The sequence below is a fragment of the Colwellia sp. D2M02 genome, from assembly GCF_018860755.1.
GTDB classification, from domain to species: domain Bacteria; phylum Pseudomonadota; class Gammaproteobacteria; order Enterobacterales; family Alteromonadaceae; genus Colwellia; species Colwellia asteriadis.
Map to the genome: position 1 here is coordinate 90,042 of NZ_JAHKPW010000085.1, position 24,090 is coordinate 114,131.

Below are 24,090 nucleotides of genomic sequence, written 5' to 3' on the forward strand. Positions count from 1 at the left end.
CTGCTCCTATGATTCCGCGCCAACGAAGTCGATGTCACTACCTTCTGCAAGAGTCACGTAGGCCTTTTTCCAGTCGTTACGACGACCAAAACGAGCACCAGTACGTTTTACTTTACCCTTAACATTAAGTGTGCGAACACCGTCAACAGAAACTTCAAAAAGTTTCTCAACTGCCGCTTTGATTTCAGCTTTAGTCGCATCTGTAGCTACTTTGAAAACAACAGTGTTGTTTGCTTCAGCGGCAGTAGTTGCTTTTTCAGAAATATTTGGTGCTAAAAGCACTTTTAACAAACGTTCTTCGTTTATCATGCTAAAATCCCCTCAATTTCTTTAACTGCATCAGCAGTGATTAAAACTTTCTCGAAACCTACTAAGCTTACAGGGTCGATTGCTGCAACGTCACGAACGTCAACTTTGTATAAGTTGCGAGCAGATAAGAATAAGTTCTCATCAACTTCTTTCGTTACGATTAACACGTCTTTAAGCTCTAAACCTTTCAACTTAGCAACTAAGTCTTTAGTTTTAGGAGTCTCTACCGAAAAATCGTTAACTACTACTAAACGTTCTTGACGAACTAATTCAGATAGGATGCTAGCAATAGCACCACGATACATTTTACGGTTAACTTTTAAGCTGTGATCCTGAGGTTTAGCAGCGAATGTTACGCCACCTGTACGCCAGATTGGACCACGAGTTGTACCAGCACGTGCACGGCCAGTACCTTTTTGACGCCATGGTTTTGCACCACCGCCGCTAACTTCTGAACGAGTTTTTTGAGCACGAGTACCTTGACGAGCGCCAGCTGCATAAGCAACTACTACTTGGTGTACTAAAGCTTCATTAAACTCACGTCCAAAAGTTGCTTCAGAAACTTCAAGAGCGCCTGATGCGTCTTTTAATGATAATTCCATCACAAATCTCCTGGACTAGGCTTTAACAGCTGGTTTGATGATTACGTTGCCATTGATAGCACCCGGAACTGCGCCTTTAACAAGCAGCAAGTTACGTTCAGCATCAACGCGAACCAATTCAAGGTTTTGTGTAGTAACGCGCACAGCACCCATGTGACCAGACATTTTTTTGCCTTTAAAAACGCGACCTGGTGTTTGACACTGACCTAACGAACCGTTTGAACGGTGAGAGATCGAGTTACCATGTGTTGCATCTTGCATGCTAAAGTTCCAGCGTTTAATACCGCCTTGGAAACCTTTACCTTTAGATGTACCAGTTACGTCTACTAATTTAGTGTCATTGAATACTTCAACAGTTAATTCACTGCCGGCTTCAATGTCGCTACCTTCATTTTCGTTTAAACGGAATTCCCACAAGCCACGGCCTGCTTCGATACCTGCTTTCGCGAAATGTCCAGCTGCTGGTTTGTTAACACGGTTTGCTTTACGCTTGCCCGTAGTAACTTGTAGCGCTGAATAACCATCGTTGTCTACAGTTTTAACCTGAGCAACACGGTTTGCTTCAACTTCAAGAACGGTTACTGGAGTAGAAACGCCATCTTCAGTGAAGATACGAGTCATGCCCACTTTACGTCCAACTAGACCTATAGTCATTGTTAAAACTCCTCTTAGCCCAAGCTGATTTGAACATCAACACCAGCTGCAAGATCTAAACGCATTAATGCGTCTACAGTCTTTTCAGTTGGCTCAACGATATCAATCATGCGTTTGTGAGTACGAATTTCGTACTGATCACGCGCATCTTTGTTAACGTGTGGAGAAGTCAAGATAGTGAAACGTTCTTTACGTGTAGGAAGTGGAATTGGACCACGAACCTGAGCACCAGTACGTTTTGCAGTATCAACGATTTCTGCTGTAGATTGATCAATCAAACGATGATCGAACGCTTTCAAACGAATGCGAATTCTTTGATTTGACATTAAGACAAATCCCCTTTTAAAAAGAACAAAAAAATACATCCCTCTACTTCCTGTAGTGTAGGAAGGGGGTGTATTACTAATAAACATTCAACTCAAGATTAGAGTTGCTGTAAAAATCATAAGAAATTACTTATGAATTTCTCTTGAAATGGATATTTTCCATATCAAGCCACACTCAATCTGGCTGAATGCGAGCGCGTATTATACAAGAGTACGTTATATGTGCAAGTTATTTATTCTTACTTTGGACATTTACTTTGTTGGAGTGGAAAAGTAAAGATAGGCTTAAGGAAATTCACTTAGGCCTATCTTTATTATTAATAACTTTAAGCTAGTTTAAGCTTGAACCGCTTTAGTACGTTTACTATTGAATACAACTAATAGTACAAATAAGCACACTGCCACGCCTATACCTATATGTTGGCTGTATTGTGCAGATAGGTTAAAACCAATAGCGTTGGTCATAATGTATGACACTGTTACACTTGTACCGATAATGGCAGGAATACTTACGATCCAGTGAAAAGTACCACGGTCAAATAAGTACTTAGTTGCTAACCAAAGTACGCTAGTTGAAAGTAGCATATTAGAGAAAGCAAAGTATCGCCAAATTAGTGAGAAGTCTATTTTAGTCATAAAGTAGGCGACTATTAAAATAGGAACCGCTAAAAAAACTCGGTTACGCATACTTTGCGGAATATTAAAAGCATCGACAATCGTTAAGCGTAGCGATCTAAAAGCAGTATCACCCGAAGTAATAGGGAATATAGCCACAGCAATAATCGCCATAATACCGCCTAATGCACCTAAATAACTCGTTGCTATATGATTAACCACTAAACCAGGTCCCCCTTGAGATAGCATAGCTTGCAGTTCGGGATAACCACCAGGAAACGCAGCAATACCCGCTAATGCCCACACACAGCCAACAATACCTTCAGACATCATTGCGCCGTAATATACAGGACGAACATATTTTTCGTTAGTTAAACAACGCGCCATAATAGGTGCTTGCGTTGAGTGGAAACCACTAATAGCGCCACAAGTTATCGTAATAAATAGCAATGGCCAAATAGGTGCGCCATCAGGGTTCGGCTCTAAAAAGTCATGGTTGAAATGGTCATGACTAAAGTAACCAAGAAAATCCCCCATTACGGGTAAATGAGGCGCATTAAATAATAATGAAATAGCAATAAGCGTGGTCATAACAATCATCAACAAGCCAAATAATGGGTAGAGCTTGGTAATAATTTTGTCTATTGGTAATAATGTCGCAAGAAAGTAGTAACCTAAAATAACGAAAACCCAAAAGGTATTACCTTCAAGGAAAGTACCATCAAAATAGCTTAAGCTCCCTAACAAGCCCGCAGGACTCATAATAAAAACAACACCAACAAAAAATAACAGCATTGCGGTAAAAATAAGCATTAGTCCTTTATAGACAACATTAAAATAATGTCCTGCTATTTCAGGGAGGCTTTTACCGTCTTCTTTTATACTCATGACACCTGAAAAGTAATCATGAACAGCGCCACCAAGAATATTACCTAGCACTATCCAAACCAGTGCAATAGGACCATATATTGCCCCTAAAATAGGCCCGAATATTGGGCCAACACCGGCAATATTTAAAAATTGAATTAAAAAGGCTTTAACAGGGTGTATTGCAACGTAGTCAACCCCCTCATCAAAACGCACTTGTGGAGTTTTTACGGATGGGTCGATACCCGCCTGCTTCTCAACAAAAGGACTGTAAAATTTATAACCTAATATCAATAATGTTATGCATATAAAAAAAATAATCATGGTAACTAACCGCCTCATTAACGTTATTATTCGCCTCCATTGGACGAATAACTTTTCTTATCACTATTATCAATTTATTAAGTACGAGTTACAACGTCAGCTTACAAGATAAATAAAGTAAAATTGTTAACGTATGACACTTGAATAACACATTAACCTAACCCACCAAAACTTAAGCTTTTAACAGTCATATACTCTGCTAGCCCATATTTAGAGCCTTCTCTACCATATCCAGATTCTTTTACCCCTCCAAAAGGTGCGGCTGCATTAGAAATAGCGCCTTCATTAATACCTACCATACCAAAGTGTAATTGCTCTGCAACACGCCAAATACGATTAATGTTTTGACTATAAAAGTAAGCAGCTAAACCATAAGGAGTGTCATTCGCCATCGCAATTACTTCAGTCTCATTGTTAAAGGTAATTAGCGAAGCGACTGGACCAAAAATTTCTTCTTGCGCTATATCCATGTGATTGTGAACATCACTTAAAATTAGCGGATTAAAAAAGCTCCCTCCTCCTGACTTTTCACTGCTTTGTTGGTAAACAATTTTTGCACCTAAAGTAATACTTTTATCGACTAACTCTTTTACCTTGATAACTGCTTTTTCGTTGATTAGTGGGCCAATGGCACTTTTTTCTTCAAGCCCATTACCTACTGCTAATGCGTTAACTGCTGTGGTAAATTTTTCAGTAAACTCATCAGCGATAGTTGCCTGTAAAAATATTCGATTCGCGCAAACACAGGTTTGCCCTGCGTTTCTAAATTTAGCGGCCATCGCTCCTTTCACTGCGGCATCAATATCTGCATCATCAAAAACAATAAAAGGCGCATTACCGCCTAGCTCGAGTGATACTTTTTTCACCGAACTAGCGCACTGCGCTGCCAGCAATTTACCGACACGCGTAGAGCCAGTGAAACTAAGTTTAGCAATATCTTTATGTTCAGATAATAATTCGCCCATTTGCTGAGCGCTAGTCCCCACAACAACATTAAAAACGCCAGCGGGGATACCTGCTCGCTGACTTAGTACAGCTAACGCAAGGGCAGACAATGGAGTCAACTCACTTGGGCGTCCTATAAAGGTACAACCTGCAGCAAGTGCGGCAGCCGCTTTGCGCGCCAGCATAGCATGAGGGAAATTCCACGGCGTTATAGCACTAACTACGCCAATGGGCTCTTTGATAACCGCAATACGCTTATCTGAACTTGAAGCAGGAATAATATCACCATATGCACGCTTACCTTCTTCTGCAAACCATTGAATATAAGAAGCACCGTAGGCAATTTCTCCTCTTGCCTCCGCTAAAGGCTTGCCCTGCTCAACCGTTAATATATAAGCAAGATCTTCTTGGTGTTGCTCAATTAAAGTAAACCATTGCTGTAATAACTGCGCTCTTTCATTAGCCGATTTTTTTGACCACGCTTTAAATGCATTTTTAGCCCCATCTATCGCCAATAAAACCGCTGCCACACTATCATCATTTACTTGTGCAATAACTGTATTGGTTGCTGGGTTCATTACCTGAAAAGAGTCATCATTTTTATGCCATTGGCCATTTATATAACTCTGCGTTTTCAGAAGGGCTTTGTCCTGTAATAAACTTAATAAATTGGTTGTCATTGTTTTGCTCTTATTGAGTGTCGGTATGTTAATAAATGAGGCCTTATTTGAAACCATGTCTTGTTAGCTACAACTAACAAACACCTCTTTATCAATACTTTTTGCCGTATGTTTATATATAGGCTTTACCCATATATAAGCAGAACTATAACTAGAGCACAATAATTGCCGATCGCTAATAATTTATTTAGCAATTTTCCATCGTTTTCTTTAGATCTGTTTAGAGTAATGGTATACTCGCGCGCAAATTTTCAACAATTCCACTTTTTTTAAGTAGAAATTAAATAGAGTAAAGTAATGGCAGATTTATCTAAATATAGAAATATTGGTATTTTCGCTCACGTTGATGCTGGTAAAACAACAACAACTGAACGTATCCTTAAATTAACCGGTAAGATCCATAAAACTGGTGAAGTACATGATGGTGAGTCAACAACTGACTTCATGGAACAAGAAGCTGAGCGCGGTATTACTATCCAGTCTGCTGCTGTAACTTGTGAATGGAAAAAGCACCGTTTTAACGTAATCGACACTCCTGGTCACGTTGATTTCACAGTAGAAGTTTACCGTTCACTTAAAGTTCTTGATGGTGGTATTGGTGTATTCTGTGGTTCTGGTGGTGTTGAGCCACAATCAGAAACTAACTGGCGTTATGCTAACGACTCTAAAGTAGCTCGTTTAATCTTCGTAAACAAGTTAGACCGTTTAGGTGCTAACTTCTACCGCGTAACTGACCAAGTTAAAAACGTATTAGGTGCTAACCCACTTATTATGACTTTACCAATTGGTGAAGAAGATGACTTCGTAGGTGTTGTTGATGTATTAAGTCAAAAAGCATACATCTGGGATGACACAGGTCTTCCAGAAAACTACGAAATCACAGATATCCCTGCTGACATGGCAGACGATGCAGCTATTTACCGTGAGCAACTAATCGAAACTGCTTTAGAAGCAGATGAAGATTTACTTATGGAATACTTAGAAGGTGAACTTACACCGACTGAAGAGCAAATTAAAGCGTGTATCCGTAAAGGTACTAACGAATTATTGTTCTTCCCTACATACTGTGGTTCTGCATTTAAAAACAAAGGTATGCAATTAGTACTAGATGCTGTTGTTGATTACTTACCTTGTCCTACTGACGTTAACCCTCAACCGTTAACTGATGAAGAAGGTGAACCAACAGGCAAATTCGCTATTGTTGATACTAAAGAAACATTCAAAGCGTTAGCATTCAAAATTATGGATGACCGTTTTGGTGCTCTTACCTTTATCCGTATTTACTCGGGTGTATTAAACAAAGGTGATACAGTTCTTAACTCTTTCACAGGTAAAACAGAGCGTATTGGCCGTATGGTTGAAATGCAAGCTGATGACCGTACTGAGCTTACTTCAGCACAAGCAGGTGACATTTTAGCTGTTGTTGGTATGAAGAACGTTCAAACAGGCCACACATTATGTGATCCTAAAGATGAATGTACACTTGAAGCGATGGTTTTCCCTGAACCAGTAATCTCAATTGCTGTTGCACCTAAAGATAAAGGTGGTTCTGAGAAAATGGGTATTGCTATCGGTAAAATGGTTGCAGAAGATCCAACATTCCAAGTTGAAACTGACGAAGATTCAGGTGAAACAATCCTTAAAGGTATGGGTGAATTACACTTAGATATCAAAGTAGATATCCTTAAGCGTACTTACGGTGTTGATTTAGTTGTTGGTAAACCACAAGTTGCTTACCGTGAAACGATTACTTCAGAAATTGAAGATTCTTACACGCATAAGAAACAATCTGGTGGTTCTGGTCAGTTTGGTAAAATCGACTACCGCATCCGTCCTGGTGAGCCAAACTCAGGCTTCACGTTCAAATCAACAGTTGTTGGTGGTAACGTTCCTAAGGAATTCTTCCCAGCTGTTGAGAAAGGTTTCAAATCTATGATGGATACTGGTGTTTTAGCTGGCTTCCCTGTATTAGACGTTGAAGTTGAATTATACGATGGTGGCTTCCATGCTGTCGATTCATCTGCTGTTGCTTTCGAAATCGCTGCTAAAGGCGCTTTCCGTCAGTCAATTCCAAAAGCTGGTGCTCAGTTAATTGAACCTATCATGAAGGTTGATGTTTTCACTCCTGAAGATCACGTTGGTGATGTTATTGGTGATTTAAACCGTCGTCGTGGTATGATCAAAGACCAAGAAGCTGGTTCTACTGGTGTTCGCATTAAAGCAGACGTACCTCTTTCAGAAATGTTCGGTTACATCGGATCATTACGTACAATGACATCAGGTCGTGGTCAATTCTCTATGGAATTCTCTCACTACATGCCTTGTCCAGCTAACGTAGCTGAAACAGTTATTGCTGAAGTTAAAGAGCGTAACGCTAAAAAATAATTAACCTAAAGTTAATTATTAATACAAAAAAGGATGCCTAGGCATCCTTTTTTATTAACTGAAGTTTACTATATGTAGTAACTACTAACAGTTACAGGTATAACGTTTTGATTAAAGCGTTCGCAAGGCTGAATTGCACGATAATCGTTAAGCTATAGCAAATAAGCTAAAACTGCTATCGCAAAATAGCTGCTAGAGAAACATTTGTTAAGCAGAGCTCAGGTTAACTAATCTTCTTTAAGGGGTAGTAAGGTTATCGAGCCATCAAGGTGAACATCGCGTTGTGGATAAGCAACAACAATATCATGTTGTTCAAATAACTCACTCAACCTAAAGCGTATTTTACTTCTGATCATTCTTAAGCCACCTTCAGCTTGAGAATTTATCCAAAAAACGCTTTCAAATATCAGTGCATTATCACCAAAGTCTTCAAAGCTCACAATAGGCTTATTCTCGGTTAACACTTCTTTTTGTTCCATCGTCGCTTGTAAGATTAACTCGGCAACCTTTTTAGGTGAGCTACCATAAGCCACACCAACGACAACTGAAGTGCGCACTACCCTATCCACTAAGGTCCAGTTCACTACGGTGTTTTCTAACAGTTTACTATTAGGAATAAGTAGATGAACGCCATCAACTCGTCTAATACGGGTAGAGCGAGTGTTTATTTCTTCAACCACGCCTTTAGCATTTTCAACTTCTAAAAAATCACCAATACGTATTGGTCTTTCCCACATTAATATCCAACCACTAATAAAGTTGTTAATAATATTTTGTGCGCCAAAACCAAAACCGATAGCAATAGCACCAGATAAAAAGGCAAAGGCAGCTAATGGTACATTAATTAAATCGAGCGTAGTAATAGCAATAATGGTAATTGCTATTACGTAAAGCACACGCTGTAATAAATGAATTATATTAGGGTCTGTTTTTTTATTAGTTAAGCGCTTAGTAATTAACCTAACAATAAGTTTGGTTAAAATAACACCAAAAAGTAAAAAGAGTGGAATAAGCAATAACTTTCCCAACGTTATTGCTTGATCTGATACTGTAAAAACAGTGTAAGCCAGAATCTCTTTTAGTTGTTCTATCGTCATAAAATACCTTTATCTACAATAATTATGACCCCATAAAAACTTTAGCAGGGTCAATGAGAAAGCGTTTTCCCATGCCTTCTCTACCTAGTAGCATAAGATAACTCATATCAGAGCGGTCTGTTAAGGTAATCTCTATCACCCATGACTCTTTACCAAGGGTAATTGTGGTTTCAATAACATAGCGTTGCTCTGCAGTACCATTAGATGACTTAACTTGTCTGATATCACTAATAGGCGCTTTACATTGAACTATTGTATCAACATTATGGACATCTGGGTGAATATCAAATTTAACGCAAGGCTTTCCCCCTGCCATGTACTTTTCAATATTATCAACATGTAATGATGATGTTTTAGCGCCAGTATCAACTCTTACTTGTAAATCATTAATAGCAAGGTCTGGTAATGACACCGACTCAAGTCGACCTATAATTATTTTTTCGTTTGTACTCATCATAGTAACTTCCGTTAAATATCGTTATTTTCAGGCAATAATAACTCTTGAACCGTTTCTATTTGCCCGGCAATTTCTTCATCGTCTTCGCTAAAGTAAGCAACATGAAACATTGCTTCACCCTCTTGCACTAGTGGTATATTCTGCTTACCAATTAATATGCCAGAGCGATTGGCTCGTACTACATCTAAAATATCACCGTAAGGGCTACCTATTTCAGCAAGAATTTGAGATTTGGTCACCTTATCTCCCAAGTTCGCTTTATTATGTACAATACCACTAGCATTAGCCCTGATCCATTGACTACCATTAGCAATGAACGGCTCTAGTTCTTTTTTCTTACTAGATGTTTTTCTCATCATTCCTAAGTGTTTTAAGACATTAAGAATACCTTTCATACCAGCACGAATCGAAAACTCGTCAAAACGTAATGCTTCGCCTGCCTCATAAAGTAAAACACGTGTATCAAGCTTAACCGCGGCTTCACGTAAAGAGCCATCAACTAAGTTTGAGTTCAATACTACTGGAACACCAAAAACCTCAGCTAACTTTTTAGTTTCCTCGTCCTGCATATTCGCTCTAATTTGCGGTAAGTTAGAGCGATGTATTGCTCCTGTATGTAGGTCAATACCGTAGTCACAATGTTTTACTATTTCATTCAAAAAAATATGCGCAACACGCCCTGCAAGTGAGCCTTTAGCCGAGCCAGGAAAGCAGCGATTCAAATCACGTCTGTCAGGCATATAACGACTTTGGTTAACCACACCATAAACATTAACCATAGGTACAGCGATAACCGTACCATGGGTTATTTTAAAGTTTTTTTGGCTGATTAAACGTCTAATGATTTCAATACCATTGAGTTCATCACCGTGTACTGCCGCGCTAATAAATATGGTTGGCCCTGGCTTTTTAGCTCTAATTATATGTACTGGTAAAGAAACATTAGCATCGGTATATAACTTAGCTACTGGCAGATCTACCTTTCTTTGTTCACCAGGTAATATTTCAAACTCGCCTATTTTTAAACTTTCCATAAATTATCCTTTATTATTATTTAGCAACTATCGCTTTAGCGGCTTTAGGCTTAGATTTTTTCTCAATAAAATCAAAAACCATACCGGCAATGTTTTTACCTGTGGCGTTTTCAATGCCCTCTAATCCTGGAGAAGAGTTAACTTCCATTACCATAGGACCATTTTGCGAACGAAGTAAGTCAACACCACAAAAGTTTAAGCCCATTATTTTAGCGGCATTAATAGCTGTTTCTCTTTCTTCTTTTGAAAGCTTAACGACTTCAGCTGAGCCACCGCGGTGTAAGTTAGATCTAAACTCACCTTCAGCACCTTGACGCTTCATCGCAGCGACCACTTTACCGCCAATAACTAAACAACGAATATCGGCCCCACCAGCTTCTTTAATAAACTCTTGTACTAATATGTTAGCCTTTAATCCCATAAACGCTTCAATTATCGCTTCAGCCGCTTTCGCCGTATCAGCAAGTACAACGCCAATGCCTTGTGTGCCTTCTAACAATTTAATAACCACAGGCGCGCCACCAACATTCTTAATTAAGTCTTTAATGTTGTCTGGTTTGCTAGCAAACCCTGTTCTAGGTAAGCCAATACCTTTACGTGATAATAATTGTAATGAACGCAACTTATCGCGAGAGCGGCTTATAGCAACTGAGTCGTTAATATTAAATGTACCCATCATTTCAAACTGTCTTGCTACCGCAGTACCATAAAACGTTACTGATGCACCAATACGTGGAATGATCGCGTCATATTTTGGTAACTCTTGGCCGTGATATCGTACCGTTGGTCTACTGCTGGTAATGTCCATATAGCAGTGTAAGGTATCAATAATATCAACCTCATGCCCTAACGCTTCGCCTGCCTCTTTTAATCGTCTAGTTGAGTAAAGCTTTGGGTTTCTTGATAAAATAGCAATTTTCATAATGTACGCCTTAAAGGATCACTTTGTGAATATAAACAGTGTAATAAAAGTGATGTAATGATTTGCGCGCAGTGTATAGCTACTATCTTAAACAATAAAATGTTATATTTTTATCAGTTTGATAAAAAAAATCGATTAACCTTAAGGATTATGTTGAGGTCATAATGAAAATAGAGCTATTAAAAACCTTTTTAGAAGTCAGCCGTACCTTGCACTTTAGAGTTGCTTCTGAAAACTTATTTATCACGCAATCAGCGGTAAGTGCTCGAATTAAGCTGCTTGAAGATGATTTAGGCGTACTGTTATTCGATAGAAAGCAAAAGCACTTGAAGCTTACCCCAGAAGGGCATCGCTTAATAAAACACGCCAACGAACTTATTTTTATGTGGCAAAAGACCAAACAAGATGTAGGTATAGCCAGTAATGAAGCACATCAGCTCGTTATTGGCTCTATGATGTCAATCTGGAATATTGCTTTACAAGACTGGTTACAAAAAATTCATCGTAATATGGATGATGTTTGCTTACTCACCAATACTCACTCACCTGTTGAATTAAGAAGGCGGGTACTAAGTCGCATTATTGATATTGCCTTTTTATTTGAGCCACCGTTTGTTGATGACCTTATTACCATTAAAGTAGCGACCGTACCGCTGCATTTAGTTACAACCTCACCAAGCGCAGTTTATGATCCTACGTTACTAGAAGACTTTATTATGGTTGATTATGGCGAGGCCGTGAATAGTGAGCACATGAGAGTATTTCAAGAAGCAAATCCTGCTAAACATTATATGAATCAACCCGATATTGCGATGGATTTTATCTTAGAAGCAGGTGGCTGTGCTTATCTGCCTAGACAAATGACACACCAGCATAGAGAGCGAAATAAACTGTTCTTAGTGGAAGATGCCCCAGTTTATTCACGTGATATTTTTGCGATTTATTTAGCAAAAAGCCAGAAGGCGCAAATAATAGAGCAATCTATAGAGTTATTCCCTTACGTAAAAATTTAAGTCGCAGTAAATGAACTAACCCTATGACTTAATTATTAAAAATAATAATAATTAAGTCATTAGACTATAAATAAAAAACTACTGTGCTCTATAGGGTTATTTAAATAACCCCACTGATACACAACAGCCTTATTTTATTCTACAACTTTAATAGGTAATTCAGGTGTAGGCATAGCATTTTTGTGTTTAAACCACAGCTTCATAAAGTCTGCCGTTAGCTTTTGCTCAATTTCTAAAGCTCTATCAGTCGGGCAAAATATTGTAAAAATAACCTGTGTATTACCAATATCTGAAGTCGCTATATTTATGTGTGGCTCAGGTCCCGCAATATTAATATCTAACCGATTTTCAATTAACTGGTTATAGCGCATAGCAACATCTCTAAAGTCATCACAATAAAAGTTAGCTTGGTTAGTTAACTCCTCAATGAATTCAAAAGGGTTAACGGTATCATCACGAACTATCGTAAAGTGGTGCATCGCATAACGCTTTAAAAAATTTAGGTTTTTAGTTACCGAGGTAATTAACTGGCTATTAGGAATATAAAGCGTTTTACCCGTATATTGATAATCATCAATATTTACTTCTAATAATGTTAATTTTGCCCAATCTGTTGAATGAACTTCACCATAGTAATCCTTTACTTGTACCCAATCACCAATACGAAATGGTCTGCTTGATAAAATATAAATAAAGCCGATAAAACATTGGATAAACTCTCGTGTTGCTAACACAATAGCAACAATAAAAGCGGCAATTGAAAAAGCAAACTTTTGAATTTCTTCCGACCAAATATTAAATACAAACACAATAATTAATAACGTTACAACGTTATTAACCATATTAATTTGCAGCCTTTTACCTTGCTTCGACTTACGCTTAATAAGTTTTACCGCAACAAGTTTGGCGATAAAAATAGTAACAATCACCACAAAAGTAATAAAAAACTTATGCGTTGCTAATATATTAATAAATTGAGTGAATTCTGGGGGCATATTGAGCCAATTTGACATAACGATGTATGTGCCTTTATTTTTAATGTATGAAGTGTATTTAAAAGCCTTGTCGCTGACTGATAAATTACGAGGCATAACACCTCAATAACTCGAAGGTAATTTTAAGGATTAACAAGAAATATACCAACATAAAATAGTTTTTAGTTTAATAAAATATTTTGATGGGGAAATGGTAACATTAAACATCATAGGAATGTGTAAGCTTTAGCATTACATCAATGCCTATAAACTTACTCAATAAAAAACCCAGCAACTAGCTGGGTTTTTTATTGAGTCATAGTGTTCAAGTCTTTAGTAAGGGCTAGAACGGGTATACATACCTAAAACAAAGAGAACCACAAAATATAAATAAAAATCAAATAGTTAAACCAAAAAAAGTTAAACTTGCAATGTTTTATGTAAAGAATTATACCATTTTCAATAAAAACATTACAAAACAATTTAAATGCCGCTTGTATTTAAACAACGACTAAATTATATCATATTAAAACGGAAAACATTCATTGAAATAAAACAAAATAATCATTCAAAATACATCACAACATAATACAACTTTGGCTAAGAGCTCATTTGTGATCAATATGGGTAAACAGCATTAATCCCTGAGCTCAATTTCCAAAACATCTTTTGCTATCACCAAATGAGATCGACAACCTGCATGATAATTAATGACCATAGATCAGTCCTATTTTTATATCAGATAAACATTAATTTACTTCCGCTATCTTCAGGTTAGCTAACTTTAGACTACTAATTCTATCTCGCTTCCGCCCCCAAAGTGAGATAGCCCTATACCACGCCACATTATGCAGCAATAAAACAATTGGCTAACAATTAACGAGAAAAAACTAACTGATTTTTGCAGTTAGCTCAAAATATACGAGTCAGTCACTATTATAAAAAAATAAACCCTACAATTAAAACATGGGGGGTTGTATAAGAAGAGTTTTCAAAACTCGCTGCTAATTATTTTTACCAACAAGTCGTGTTTTAGCATTTGCAGCCATATATGAAAATACCGCATAAGTTGCCACATTTTGTCGCAATTTTTTCGGATCAATTTTATCAAGCGTATCATCAGCGGTATGGTGAAGATTGAAATAATCAGTACCATCTTGAGCTAATTTAAAAACAGGGATTTTAAATGGGCGAAATGGAATTAAATCAGGTCCACCACCGGCCGAGTTACTGCCAATATGCTCTACATCTAAAGATTTCATCATCGTTGCAATATCTCGTACTACCGGTAAGACACTCGCATGAACATTTGACTCCATTCCCCAAATAACATCTGCACCAAAATCAGATTCTGCTGCCGCAACGATATTAGAAAGCTCTTTCTCATGTTTTTTCACATAGGCTTTTGCTCCCCATAATCCGAACTCTTCGGCAGCAAACAATACAACACGGATACTACGTTTAGGCTTAGTTTTCGCAGCCAATTTTGCCGCAGCCATAGTAATGGCAACACCCGCCCCATCATCTAATGCACCCGTCCCTAAATCCCATGAATCCAAATGTCCACCAATCAATACGTATTCTTCAGGGAACTCACTCCCTGTAAATTCGCCAATAACATTATACGATGTACCTTCACCCATGGATTTGGTCTGCACATTTACATTGATAGTAACTGGCTTTCCGAGTGCGATTAGACGATGAAGTTGATCGGCATCAGCATTTGAAATTGCTGACGAAACTATTTTAGTTACGCCTTCCTTATAATGACTGCCGCCTGTGTGAGCAAAACGATGGTGAGCCGTACTAACGGAGCGCATGACATAACCTACCGCACCTTTTTGCGCGGCAACCACAGCGCCACGATTACGAGCTTGTACCGCAGGGCCATAACCATTGCCATCACGATCTCGATTCATACGATAATTAATGAAAACAATCTTCCCCTTCACTGCTCTTTGAGAAGCGTTCTCTAACTCAGCTAAAGTTTCAAATTCTATAACTTGTGCTTGAACTCCATTTTTTGGTGTACTAATACTATTGCCCAATGCTGTAATGTGTAACTTTTGAGGTGAAGGGCTGATAATCGCTGCCGATTCAAAGTTACGTATCCACTTAGGAAAAGTGACAGGTTCAGTCCATACTTTATCAAAACCCAAAGCATTAAATTTTTTCACCGCCCATTCAACACCGGCTTTATCTCCAACTGTACCAGGCATTCTTGGACCAACTTCTGTCGTTAGCGACTCGACTAAATTCCACGCTAAATCACTTTTCAGCGCTTGTTGCTTTAACTGCTCAATTTGTTTGAGCTGCACTTGTGAGAAGTTATCAGACTTCGCTTCTGTTTGAGCGAAGCTCAAGCTAAGTGCCGCAAAAAGCAATACTGATATCATTTTATTTTTCATAAGGTGCCTTACTATGTAAATATGTTGGGGATGCTTACTATTATCATCCCCAATGACGGTAATAATTTTATTCTTTATTAATTAACGCCTTAGGCTTTTCCTTCCATTGAGGTAATTCTAACCTTTTATTCGGATGTTTTTTATTATATTGATCCACATAAACTGTATACTTATTCCATAGTTCATCAACATCTTCGTTAAGAATATCTTTAATTGCCGCTTTAAAGCTCCAAGGTTTAATCTTTAATGGTGACTGATTAAACTTGTAAGCAAATTCTGGATCATAATTATCAGTGATCCAGTTTAAGAAAAAACCCGTTGTGGTATAGCCAGAAAGATAACGATCATTGACTTGCGTTTTTCGGTTGATTCTTCCTGTGTCGGGTGAACGAGTCAGGTGATGTCTGCCTCTAATGCGCACCAAATCAGCAACACCTTCAAGAAACGCGTAATAATCATGACCTGGCGCGTATACATCTTTAACCGTTTCAGGTTGCGATTGATAACCATGGACTAGTTCATGCCAGAATACACCATAAATTTCATATTTCACCGCATCGTCTTGTTCGTTGGCTAAGGCATATTGCAAATATCGAGTACTAAAATAAAGCTGCATGTTTTTACCTGAGCCACCACGTGCTGCTAGCACGTCACTCCAATTATACTGAAAAGTCACGGTATCAAATTCAGGCACTTCAGTAATATTGCGATAAAGGTATTTACATACTTCCAGAGAAACCTCATTAATTGCTGCCGTTAAATCAGGTACAATTCGATTTACTCGCTTAAACCCTTCTGAGTCTGTATCTGTATGTGCCAGTATGACTTTTGGATAATGAAAACCTTGCCAAGGGTTGGCCGGGTCGTAAGAAACCACAAAACGTTTTTTTAACTTGGTGTGCGTACCAAATTTATTTTTTACCGTTAAGGTAACATCATGGCCGCCCGGCTTATTAAACACAACTTTAGGATTTCTTTCATTACTCGTGGCAGGCGTAGCATCTTCAAAAGTCCACAGCCATTCTGTTGGCGAATTAGGTGACTCATCCTTAAAAGAAACCTCTTGATCAAACTTAACTTTGGTTGCCGATGCAGAAAACTGTGCCACTGGCTCGTTAGTAATCCCCTGTAGTTCTAGCTCTGCAATTTGTAAATAAGTATCACCCCAAGTCGTCACTTTCGTCTGAGTAAAGTTATACCGATACTGAGAATACTTAACTGTGTTTCCTACAATCAGGTATTTGTTAGTGACACTTCGGCCACTAAAAGCTTGTTCGCTTCGAGTATCAATGGTTGTCCAATGGGTACCATCATTAGATGCTTCCAATGTCCATTCCTTAGGGTCCCGACCTGGTGCATCACCAGCAGAGGTGATTTGGTAACTAGTTAGAACTTTCGGCTTTTGGGTGTCAAAAACAACCCAAGCTGATTTATGTACAGATAGAAATTTAGAACCTTTGTCTCCATCGAATAGATTATTAATGCCTTCCGCCGCAGGTGAGTCGGCATGTTCCGTCGTCGCTAAAAAGTGCAAATCTACAAAATTTACCTCTGTGGCAGATATCGTTCCCTGTAGTACTTCTTCTTGCTTTGTTACTACGCACGCAGCTAGCCCTGTGGCCAAAACAGCCATGGTAAGCGTTTTCATTAACTTCATATTTTTTTCTCTTATCTATAGCTAATTAGTTTTATTTTTTCTTACTGATTGATAATATTTCATTAATTCTCGAGTTGAACTATCATAATTAGGATTAACGAATTTTTTCTGAAGTTCTTGCTCAATTGTATTGGCAAGCCCTTTGCCTAACTCCCCCCCCCATTGATCAAAAGAGAAAATCTGTAGAATAATCCCTTGAACAAATATTTTATGCTCATACAAAGCAATCAAACTGCCAATTGAACGAGGAGATATTGAATCAAGTAAGATGGTGTTTGTTGCTCTATTTCCGTTATGAACTTTATGCGGTGCAACACTATTTATATATGACCTTTTTCCTCCATATCATCTCGCACTTGTTGCTCGTTTACTCCCATCATTAATGCTCGTGTTTGTGCAAATAAATTCGCTAATAATATCTCGTGGTGTTTAGTCAGCGACGCCTCGTTATTGATAGAGCCAATAAAATCAGCCGGTACTATATTGTTACTTTGATGAAGATACTGATAAAAAGCATGCTGCCCGTTAATCCCTAATGTCCCCCAAATTGAAGGGACTGTGGGATAATAAATTTCATCACCGTGCCAACTCACTGACTTACCGTTGCTTTCCATTTCTGCTTGTTGCAAATAGGCACTCAACATATGAAGCGGTTGGTCATAAGGTAAAATAGCCTGTGACTGGGCTCCCAGAAATGTGCAATTCCAGACACTAATCAGCGCAAGAATAACTGGAGCATTATTCTCTAAAGGGGTATTGTAAAAATGCTGATCAAGCTCAAAAGCTCCTTCAAGTAATTCTTTAAAGTGATTAAAACCTAAGCTCAACGCTATAGGTAAACCGATAGCAGACCAAAGCGAAAATCGCCCGCCGACCCAGTCCCACATTTCAAATATATTTTTATTGTTAATGCCAAATTTCAGTGCATTTTCTTTGTTTGCCGTAACAGCAACAACCTGCTGTTCAATAATTTTTTGGTCAAATGTGTTATCTGTTAACCACTTAATTGCTGTTTCTGCATTAACAATAGTTTCTATTGTAGTAAAAGTTTTACTCGAAATAATAATCAAGACTGTATCTGGAGTTAATGACGCTAGAACATTGGAAATTTGAGTGCCGTCGACATTAGAAACATAATGAACACTAACACGGTCGTCACTGCAGTGCTTAAGGGCTTCGGTTACCATTTGAGGACCCAAGTTTGAGCCTCCAACACCGATATTAACAACGTCAGTAATGGCTTTTCCTGAATGTCCTTTCCATACACCACTTCTTACTTGTTCAGTAAACACTTCAATTTTTGCTAAACTTCCATGAATTTTTTCCGTTATATCTTCGCCGTTTACGTATGTAGATTCTTTCCCAAAATCCCGCAACGCTGTATGTAATACAGGTCGATTTTCGGTTTTATTTATAGCCGCACCAGCGAATAGCTTTTCTCGCCAATTCTCTATATCGCAATCCGTAGCTAACGCTATCAATTCATGAAGTATTTCTTTAGAGATTAAATTTTTTGAAAAATCAATCAGCATTGTCGGAAGCTGGATGGAAAAATCACTGAATCGATGTTCATTATCTGCAAATAGTGTTTTTATATGAGTGAGTTTGGCAACTTCAGCATGTTTAGTAAGCGCTTGCCAGCTTGATAATAAAGTTCTAGAGGTCATTAATTAATTCGTTAGTTTATAAGGTAGAGATAAAAGTCCCCTTCAATTTGAAGGGGACTTTTGCAAATGGATGAATACTATTCAGCGGTTAGCAGTGCAAGCTCTCCCAATTGAATTAGACGACCATCATCACCACCAATACCATCTCCTTCTCGAGTATTTTCCAAAGTGTACTTATAAAACTTGTAAGCAGTACTCGCATTATCAATATCGTAGTGAAAAGTAACTAAACGTCCAGGTGCTTCAGGGTATTGATCAACATCTAGTTCAACCCAGCTGGCTCCATCGATAGAACCTGATATAGTCCATCGAGTTGGATCTCGCTGTGTATTATCATTACCTGTCGTTAAACTATATTTATGTAGAACAATCGCTTCAGGTAATTCAAATGTTACTTCAACATTTTCAATATCATTGATTGGTGACAACTCAGGTGCATATTGCTCTAACCACCAAGTTTCTTCCAAGAAGGCATTAAATTTTTTCTCTACGTTATTGTCATTAATTTTATCGACCCCTTCTTCCGCACCGAACGCAGCAATAATAACGGTTGTTGCATTTGTTGTGACTACCACTCCTTCATCAATTGCAAAATTACGATAACCCGCGACAGGGGTTGGAAATGGTGGCTCAATATTTAAAGCATTATGGTATTCAGCCCACAGCACAGCAACGCCACGGTCATCACCAAAAACTGATTTAAATGCGGCGTCAAAGCTCCACTCTTCTAACTCGCCTGCAGCTTTATTAAATAAATAAATAAAATCAGTGTTTCTGTGGCTATTGGCTACCCACTCAAGGAAGAATGATGTTTGATTATAGGCATCAACATTCCAATCAGCAGCCCATTTGATACCACCGCGCTTATGTTCATTAAAGCCTGCCTTAATGCGCATGTAATCAGCTAACCCTTCTAAGTATGAGTGGTACTCATCACCAACAACATATTGACCAGAATTTGGCGAGTTGTTATAGCCATGCGTTAATTCGTGCCACAACATGCCTAGTACTTCATTGCGCAGAGACTCATCGCCCTCGGCAGCTTTATTAGCAAGATGACCAACATCCATTAACAAAATCATATCTTGGTCAGTGCCACTTTTAGCCGCAGGAAAATCATACTCTCCTGTTTCAAAGGTCACTGTTTTGAATAATGGCGCTTCTGTTACATCTTTATAAAGTACTTGTGCTACCGCTAACGAAATATCGTGGATAACTTGTTCAATGTCAGGCATTACTCGAGCAAATGCGAGTTGGCCTTCATGCTCTGGCGCATGGGCAACAAGTGAAACAGCTGGCTTTTCATAGCCTGCCCATGGGTTTTGTGGATCCCAAATATGAACGATTTGCTCTTGTACTAGCTCATTGGAGCCTTTGTCATTTGTCGCAACTAGTGTTACCGACTTAGCCCCAAGAGATGAAAAAGTCACCGACGGGTTTCTAGCCGTACTTGTCGCTGGTTCGCCATTTTCAAATGTCCATTGCCAAGCGGTTGGGTTAGCTAACGATCGATCCCAAAATTGCACATCTTCGCCCACTTCGGCACGCGCTTTGTTACTAGCAAAAGCGACTAAAGGTGCATCCGCCACAACAGTTAATTCAATTTCAGCTAATTGGAAAATGCCCGCAGCTGTTTCCGGTGCATTTGAAAAACTAAAGCGATAATGTTGGTACTCAATTTCATTTGTCAGTAACTCAAAAGTGCGCTTTTCACCGCGACTACCAAAACTTTGGCCCGAGCGACTATCAACCTCAACCCAGGTTGTAACATCTGTAGAGCCCTCAAGCATCCATGATGCTGGATCTCGCTCTGGCGCATCATTACCTGAAATTAAAGCATAACCTTTAAGGGCATATGGTTTTGCTGCAGAGAATTCAACTGTGACACTATTACTGAAGGACAAAAACTTAGAGCCGTCATTACCATCGATTAAATTTCCCACCCCTTCAGAACCTGGGGAGTCTACAGCATCTGGCGAAGTAATTGTGCTACCAGAATCTATCGCCATGTTCCGTAATGCAGAGTCAGCAACCTGGTTGTCTTGCGTTACTTTTGGTGTTATTTCTTGTGATTTATCCGAGCTATTACATGCGCCTAAGGTTGTCGATAATACAACCATAGCGATTATTGATAATTTATTATTTTTCATAATCTTTCTCATATATTCTAAAAAAATATCAAAGAATGCCTTATGGACACTTGCATAAGGCTTACATTAATTGTTTAAAATTTTATTTTTGTACCTAAATAAAGCATGCGACCAATTCGACTATATGAGCTCGCGGTAGCGGTCTGAGCCTGGCCATGCTTATAACCTTCCGGTAGAAATGGCGGATCTTGATCAAAAACATTATCAACACCAGCATAGACTTCTACCGGTGTCTCATCACCAAAGATATAGCGAACCTGTGCATTATGAATAACAACAGCATCTATATCGTTGTTAAAATAACTTGCATCTTTATCGTCATATATTGATCCCTGATAAACAGTAGTCCAGTTGACGGTCAGATCTTCATATCGATAAGTGGAACTAAAATTTCCTCGTTGTTCAAAATATGGAAGCTCATTTAAGTTATCTTCCCAAGGAGAATCTGGGAGTGCTTTTGTTTGGTGCTTGCTAACATAGTTATATAGAAGCTTAAAATTTACATCTCCATAATCACCAAGTGAATATTTATAACTTGCCTCTAAGTCCACACCTTCAACTTCACGACCTGCTAAGTTAAATACATAGTTATAAGTGGTTTGAATAACCCCTGTTGTACTATCCCTTTCTATAGCTCGACAAAATTCAGCTAGACCTTCCAAGCAACGTTCAGCTTTATAGTCATTACCTACACCCGTAATAATGTTATCAATAGCAATACTGTAGTAATCAAGTGAAATGGTTAGATCTTTGATATAAGAAGGCGAATAGATAAAACCTACTGTAGTAGTTTCTGCAGTTTCAACTTCTAAATCAGGCGATGGGCCAAAAAATGAATAACGTTGTATTTCATCATCTGGATTACCGTCAAATGTCCCTCCATCTTTTATCGCATTAGCAATACCAGGGATCGCTCGACAAGCGCTCGCATGCTCTGCACTTACGCCATCTGCGGCGCCTGTTAACGAAACACCGTCACAAGGGTCAATACCAGCAATACTTAAGCCTTGTCGTGTACCGCCGTTAAACATATCCGCAATTGTTGGTGCCCTAAATGCTTCAGAATATTGCGCACGAAATGTAATGTCATCACTTACTTCCCAACGAGAAGATACTTGCCAACTACTATTACGTCCTACATGGCTATAATCAGTTGTACGTCCAGCAACATTGACACCAAGTGACTTAGCAAACTCAAGATCAGCCAAGATCGGTATGTCAAATTCAACAAAGAACTCGTCGACATCATAAGAGCCTTCCAGGCTATCAATTTGCACGCCACCCGTTAGTCCTGATTTAGTAGCAGAGTCAGGATGTTCTTCTGCATATTCTTTCCGCTTCTCATAGCCTGCAGCAAAACCAACACTACCCGCTGGTAAACTAAACAAGTTGCTATTTGAAATAGAAGCCACTAAGGTTTCTTGTCTTAACGTACCGTCAAGTGTGGTTAAGTTGAACCAAAAGTTTTGCATTTCTTGCGTAAACGGTTCGAAAACATTGGTTGGTACACAACCGATAGCAGCATAAGCCTCATCACGACATACAGCATCACCAGTGTCTGGATCAGTCACAACATCTATTGCCTTTTTAAATGCAACTTCATTAACATCATGACCCGCTTGATCATTTGTCACGTGACCATAGTTATAACTTAATTCCCAGTCCCAATCTTCAGCAAACGTACCATCAAAACCTAAAACAACTCTTGTTACTACACGTTCAGCATCAAAACCACCTGGACCAAATTCATTCAATCGGCCACGATAATTAATAAACTGTGCATCATTCTCCGCTAAGGCTATTTTACGTATTTCATCAGGTACAAACGGATTGTCGACACTAATAGGCGCACCTCGAAATGCAGAGCCTATAGCATATAAATCAGAAGGATTTGATGTTTCTGTTTTTGCATAAGTGAACTCACCAAACACACGAACATCATCATTAAGGTAATAATTTGCTAGCGCATTTACAATCGTACGATCGATTGGAGTCGATATGGTGCGACTATCTGCATGCCGATAACCATCTTTATCTTGATCCCACTCACCTACAACACCGTTTTGCCATGAAATACTTTCATTACCAATATCGTAGCGCCAAGTTGGCGCATAAGTACTTAAGTCTGCAGGGTTTAAAACTTTTTCACCATCAACCGTTCTTAAACGGACACCAGTTACACCTCGATCTCGAGATGCTAAACCATCAGAGGTAGATCGTTCAAAGTTAACAACAACATTGCCCTTATCTTCAGCAAAATTACCACCGATTGTTGCACGTAACAGATCACTTTTATTGTCACCTTTACCTGACTGATTTTTACGAGCCTCAAATTCAAAGCCATCAAAATCTCTTTTCAAAATAAAGTTAACAACACCGGCAATTGCACCAGAACCATAGCTTGCAGAACCACCACCGGTAGTAATATCAATACGTTCAACTAATGATGTTGGAATAGAGTTCATGTCCGCAAGAATCTCGCCGACATCACTAGAGACATAGCGACGACCGTTAACAAGTACAAGAGTTCTCTCCTGACCAAGGTTGCGCAAATTAACAGTGTTCATACCTGTATTAGCGTAGTTAAATCCCGCAGATTCACTAGTTAATCCACCAGCTACACTTGGTAAATCTAAAAGTGCATCCATCACATTCACGTGACCAGTCAATGCTAAATCCTCACCACTTATTGACGTTATCTGACTAGGTGCTAATGCATTTACTGAGCGAATACGAGAGCCCGTAATAGCAATGCGCTCTATAGGCTCTGCACTTTCTTGTTCTTCTGCTTGCTCAGCAGCAAAAACTGGCACTGTAGCAACCGATAAAGTTGCTCCCACCAGCACTGCAAGCTTAGACAAAGAAAACGAATGTTTTCTGGTATTATTTTTGTCCATGTATATCCCCTAAGATATTTAGTTTGTTGTTATAGTAATTTTATTTTCAATCCAAAATGGAACGTTCCAAAAAAATTGGGAGATAAATTGCTCTCTCCCGTAATTAG

General features: G+C 38.7%; 17 protein-coding genes and 1 pseudogene. 2 read left to right on the plus strand and 16 right to left on the minus strand.

What is annotated here, in order from left to right:
* Positions 1-6 precede the first annotated feature (6 nt).
* The 6 genes from rplW to KO495_RS16435 all read right to left on the minus strand — a co-directional run bounded on the left by rplW (position 7) and on the right by KO495_RS16435 (position 5,322).
* On the minus strand, positions 7-309 hold the full coding sequence (rplW, locus tag KO495_RS16410; RefSeq protein ID WP_215981483.1) for a 50S ribosomal protein L23: 303 nt from the start codon (positions 307-309) through the stop codon (positions 7-9).
* Entirely contained in the window at positions 306-911 is a 606-nt protein-coding gene (gene rplD, locus KO495_RS16415; protein ID WP_215981484.1) for a 50S ribosomal protein L4, read from the minus strand. The genes rplW and rplD overlap by 4 nt, the downstream gene beginning before the upstream one ends.
* Before the next feature lie 15 nt (positions 912-926).
* Positions 927-1,565 (minus strand): 50S ribosomal protein L3, encoded by a 639-nt coding sequence (gene rplC / locus KO495_RS16420; RefSeq protein WP_215981485.1) that lies wholly within the window; start codon positions 1,563-1,565, stop codon positions 927-929.
* A 14-nt stretch (positions 1,566-1,579) separates the two neighbouring features.
* Positions 1,580-1,891 carry a 30S ribosomal protein S10 gene (rpsJ, locus tag KO495_RS16425; RefSeq protein WP_070375080.1) on the minus strand — a complete coding sequence of 104 codons (312 nt, stop codon included), beginning with the start codon at positions 1,889-1,891 and terminating at the stop codon, positions 1,580-1,582.
* 336 nt (positions 1,892-2,227) lie between these two features.
* Positions 2,228-3,697: a carbon starvation CstA family protein gene (locus KO495_RS16430; protein ID WP_215981486.1), complete on the minus strand. Its 1,470-nt coding sequence runs from the start codon at positions 3,695-3,697 to the stop codon at positions 2,228-2,230.
* Between the two features lie 152 nt (positions 3,698-3,849).
* Positions 3,850-5,322 carry an NAD-dependent succinate-semialdehyde dehydrogenase gene (locus KO495_RS16435; RefSeq protein WP_215981487.1) on the minus strand — a complete coding sequence of 491 codons (1,473 nt, stop codon included), beginning with the start codon at positions 5,320-5,322 and terminating at the stop codon, positions 3,850-3,852.
* Between the two features lie 297 nt (positions 5,323-5,619).
* On the opposite strand from KO495_RS16435, the gene fusA reads away from it, so the two are divergent.
* Positions 5,620-7,707 (plus strand): elongation factor G, encoded by a 2,088-nt coding sequence (gene fusA / locus KO495_RS16440; RefSeq protein ID WP_215981488.1) that lies wholly within the window; start codon positions 5,620-5,622, stop codon positions 7,705-7,707.
* Positions 7,708-7,934: 227 nt separating this feature from the next.
* Here fusA and KO495_RS16445 read toward each other — a convergent pair whose 3' ends face one another.
* From KO495_RS16445 to rimK, 4 genes are read right to left on the minus strand one after another with little or no spacing between them, the layout of a single operon-like run.
* Complete coding sequence (locus tag KO495_RS16445; protein WP_215981489.1) at positions 7,935-8,804, minus strand: mechanosensitive ion channel domain-containing protein; 870 nt, start codon at positions 8,802-8,804, stop codon at positions 7,935-7,937.
* A 22-nt stretch (positions 8,805-8,826) separates the two neighbouring features.
* The gene (locus KO495_RS16450) at positions 8,827-9,258 is read right to left on the minus strand and encodes an ATP-dependent zinc protease (protein WP_215981513.1); all 432 of its coding nucleotides are present in this window, start codon (positions 9,256-9,258) and stop codon (positions 8,827-8,829) included.
* A gap of 14 nt (positions 9,259-9,272) precedes the next feature.
* Positions 9,273-10,295: a succinylglutamate desuccinylase/aspartoacylase family protein gene (locus KO495_RS16455; protein WP_215981490.1), complete on the minus strand. Its 1,023-nt coding sequence runs from the start codon at positions 10,293-10,295 to the stop codon at positions 9,273-9,275.
* Positions 10,296-10,311: 16 nt separating this feature from the next.
* Positions 10,312-11,217 (minus strand): 30S ribosomal protein S6--L-glutamate ligase, encoded by a 906-nt coding sequence (gene rimK, locus KO495_RS16460; protein ID WP_215981491.1) that lies wholly within the window; start codon positions 11,215-11,217, stop codon positions 10,312-10,314.
* A 164-nt stretch (positions 11,218-11,381) separates the two neighbouring features.
* Between rimK and KO495_RS16465 the strand changes: the two genes are divergently transcribed.
* The gene (locus KO495_RS16465; protein ID WP_215981492.1) at positions 11,382-12,230 is read left to right on the plus strand and encodes a LysR family transcriptional regulator; all 849 of its coding nucleotides are present in this window, start codon (positions 11,382-11,384) and stop codon (positions 12,228-12,230) included.
* Positions 12,231-12,364: 134 nt separating this feature from the next.
* Here KO495_RS16465 and KO495_RS16470 read toward each other — a convergent pair whose 3' ends face one another.
* From KO495_RS16470 to KO495_RS16495, 6 genes and pseudogenes are all read right to left on the minus strand, one after another.
* On the minus strand, positions 12,365-13,243 hold the full coding sequence (locus KO495_RS16470) for a mechanosensitive ion channel family protein (protein ID WP_252739027.1): 879 nt from the start codon (positions 13,241-13,243) through the stop codon (positions 12,365-12,367).
* A gap of 965 nt (positions 13,244-14,208) precedes the next feature.
* On the minus strand, positions 14,209-15,612 hold the full coding sequence (locus tag KO495_RS16475; RefSeq protein WP_215981493.1) for a M20/M25/M40 family metallo-hydrolase: 1,404 nt from the start codon (positions 15,610-15,612) through the stop codon (positions 14,209-14,211).
* A 67-nt stretch (positions 15,613-15,679) separates the two neighbouring features.
* Positions 15,680-17,269, minus strand: a complete 1,590-nt coding sequence (locus KO495_RS16480) for a basic secretory protein-like protein (RefSeq protein WP_215981494.1) — start codon at positions 17,267-17,269, stop codon at positions 15,680-15,682.
* Positions 17,270-17,290: 21 nt separating this feature from the next.
* A pseudogene (gene pgi, locus KO495_RS16485) lies at positions 17,291-18,936 on the minus strand (glucose-6-phosphate isomerase).
* A gap of 77 nt (positions 18,937-19,013) precedes the next feature.
* A complete protein-coding gene (locus KO495_RS16490; RefSeq protein WP_215981495.1) occupies positions 19,014-21,086 on the minus strand; it encodes a basic secretory protein-like protein in 2,073 nt (690 codons plus the stop codon).
* Between the two features lie 74 nt (positions 21,087-21,160).
* The gene (locus KO495_RS16495) at positions 21,161-23,983 is read right to left on the minus strand and encodes a TonB-dependent receptor (RefSeq protein WP_215981496.1); all 2,823 of its coding nucleotides are present in this window, start codon (positions 23,981-23,983) and stop codon (positions 21,161-21,163) included.
* Between the last annotated feature and the right edge of the window lie 107 nt (positions 23,984-24,090).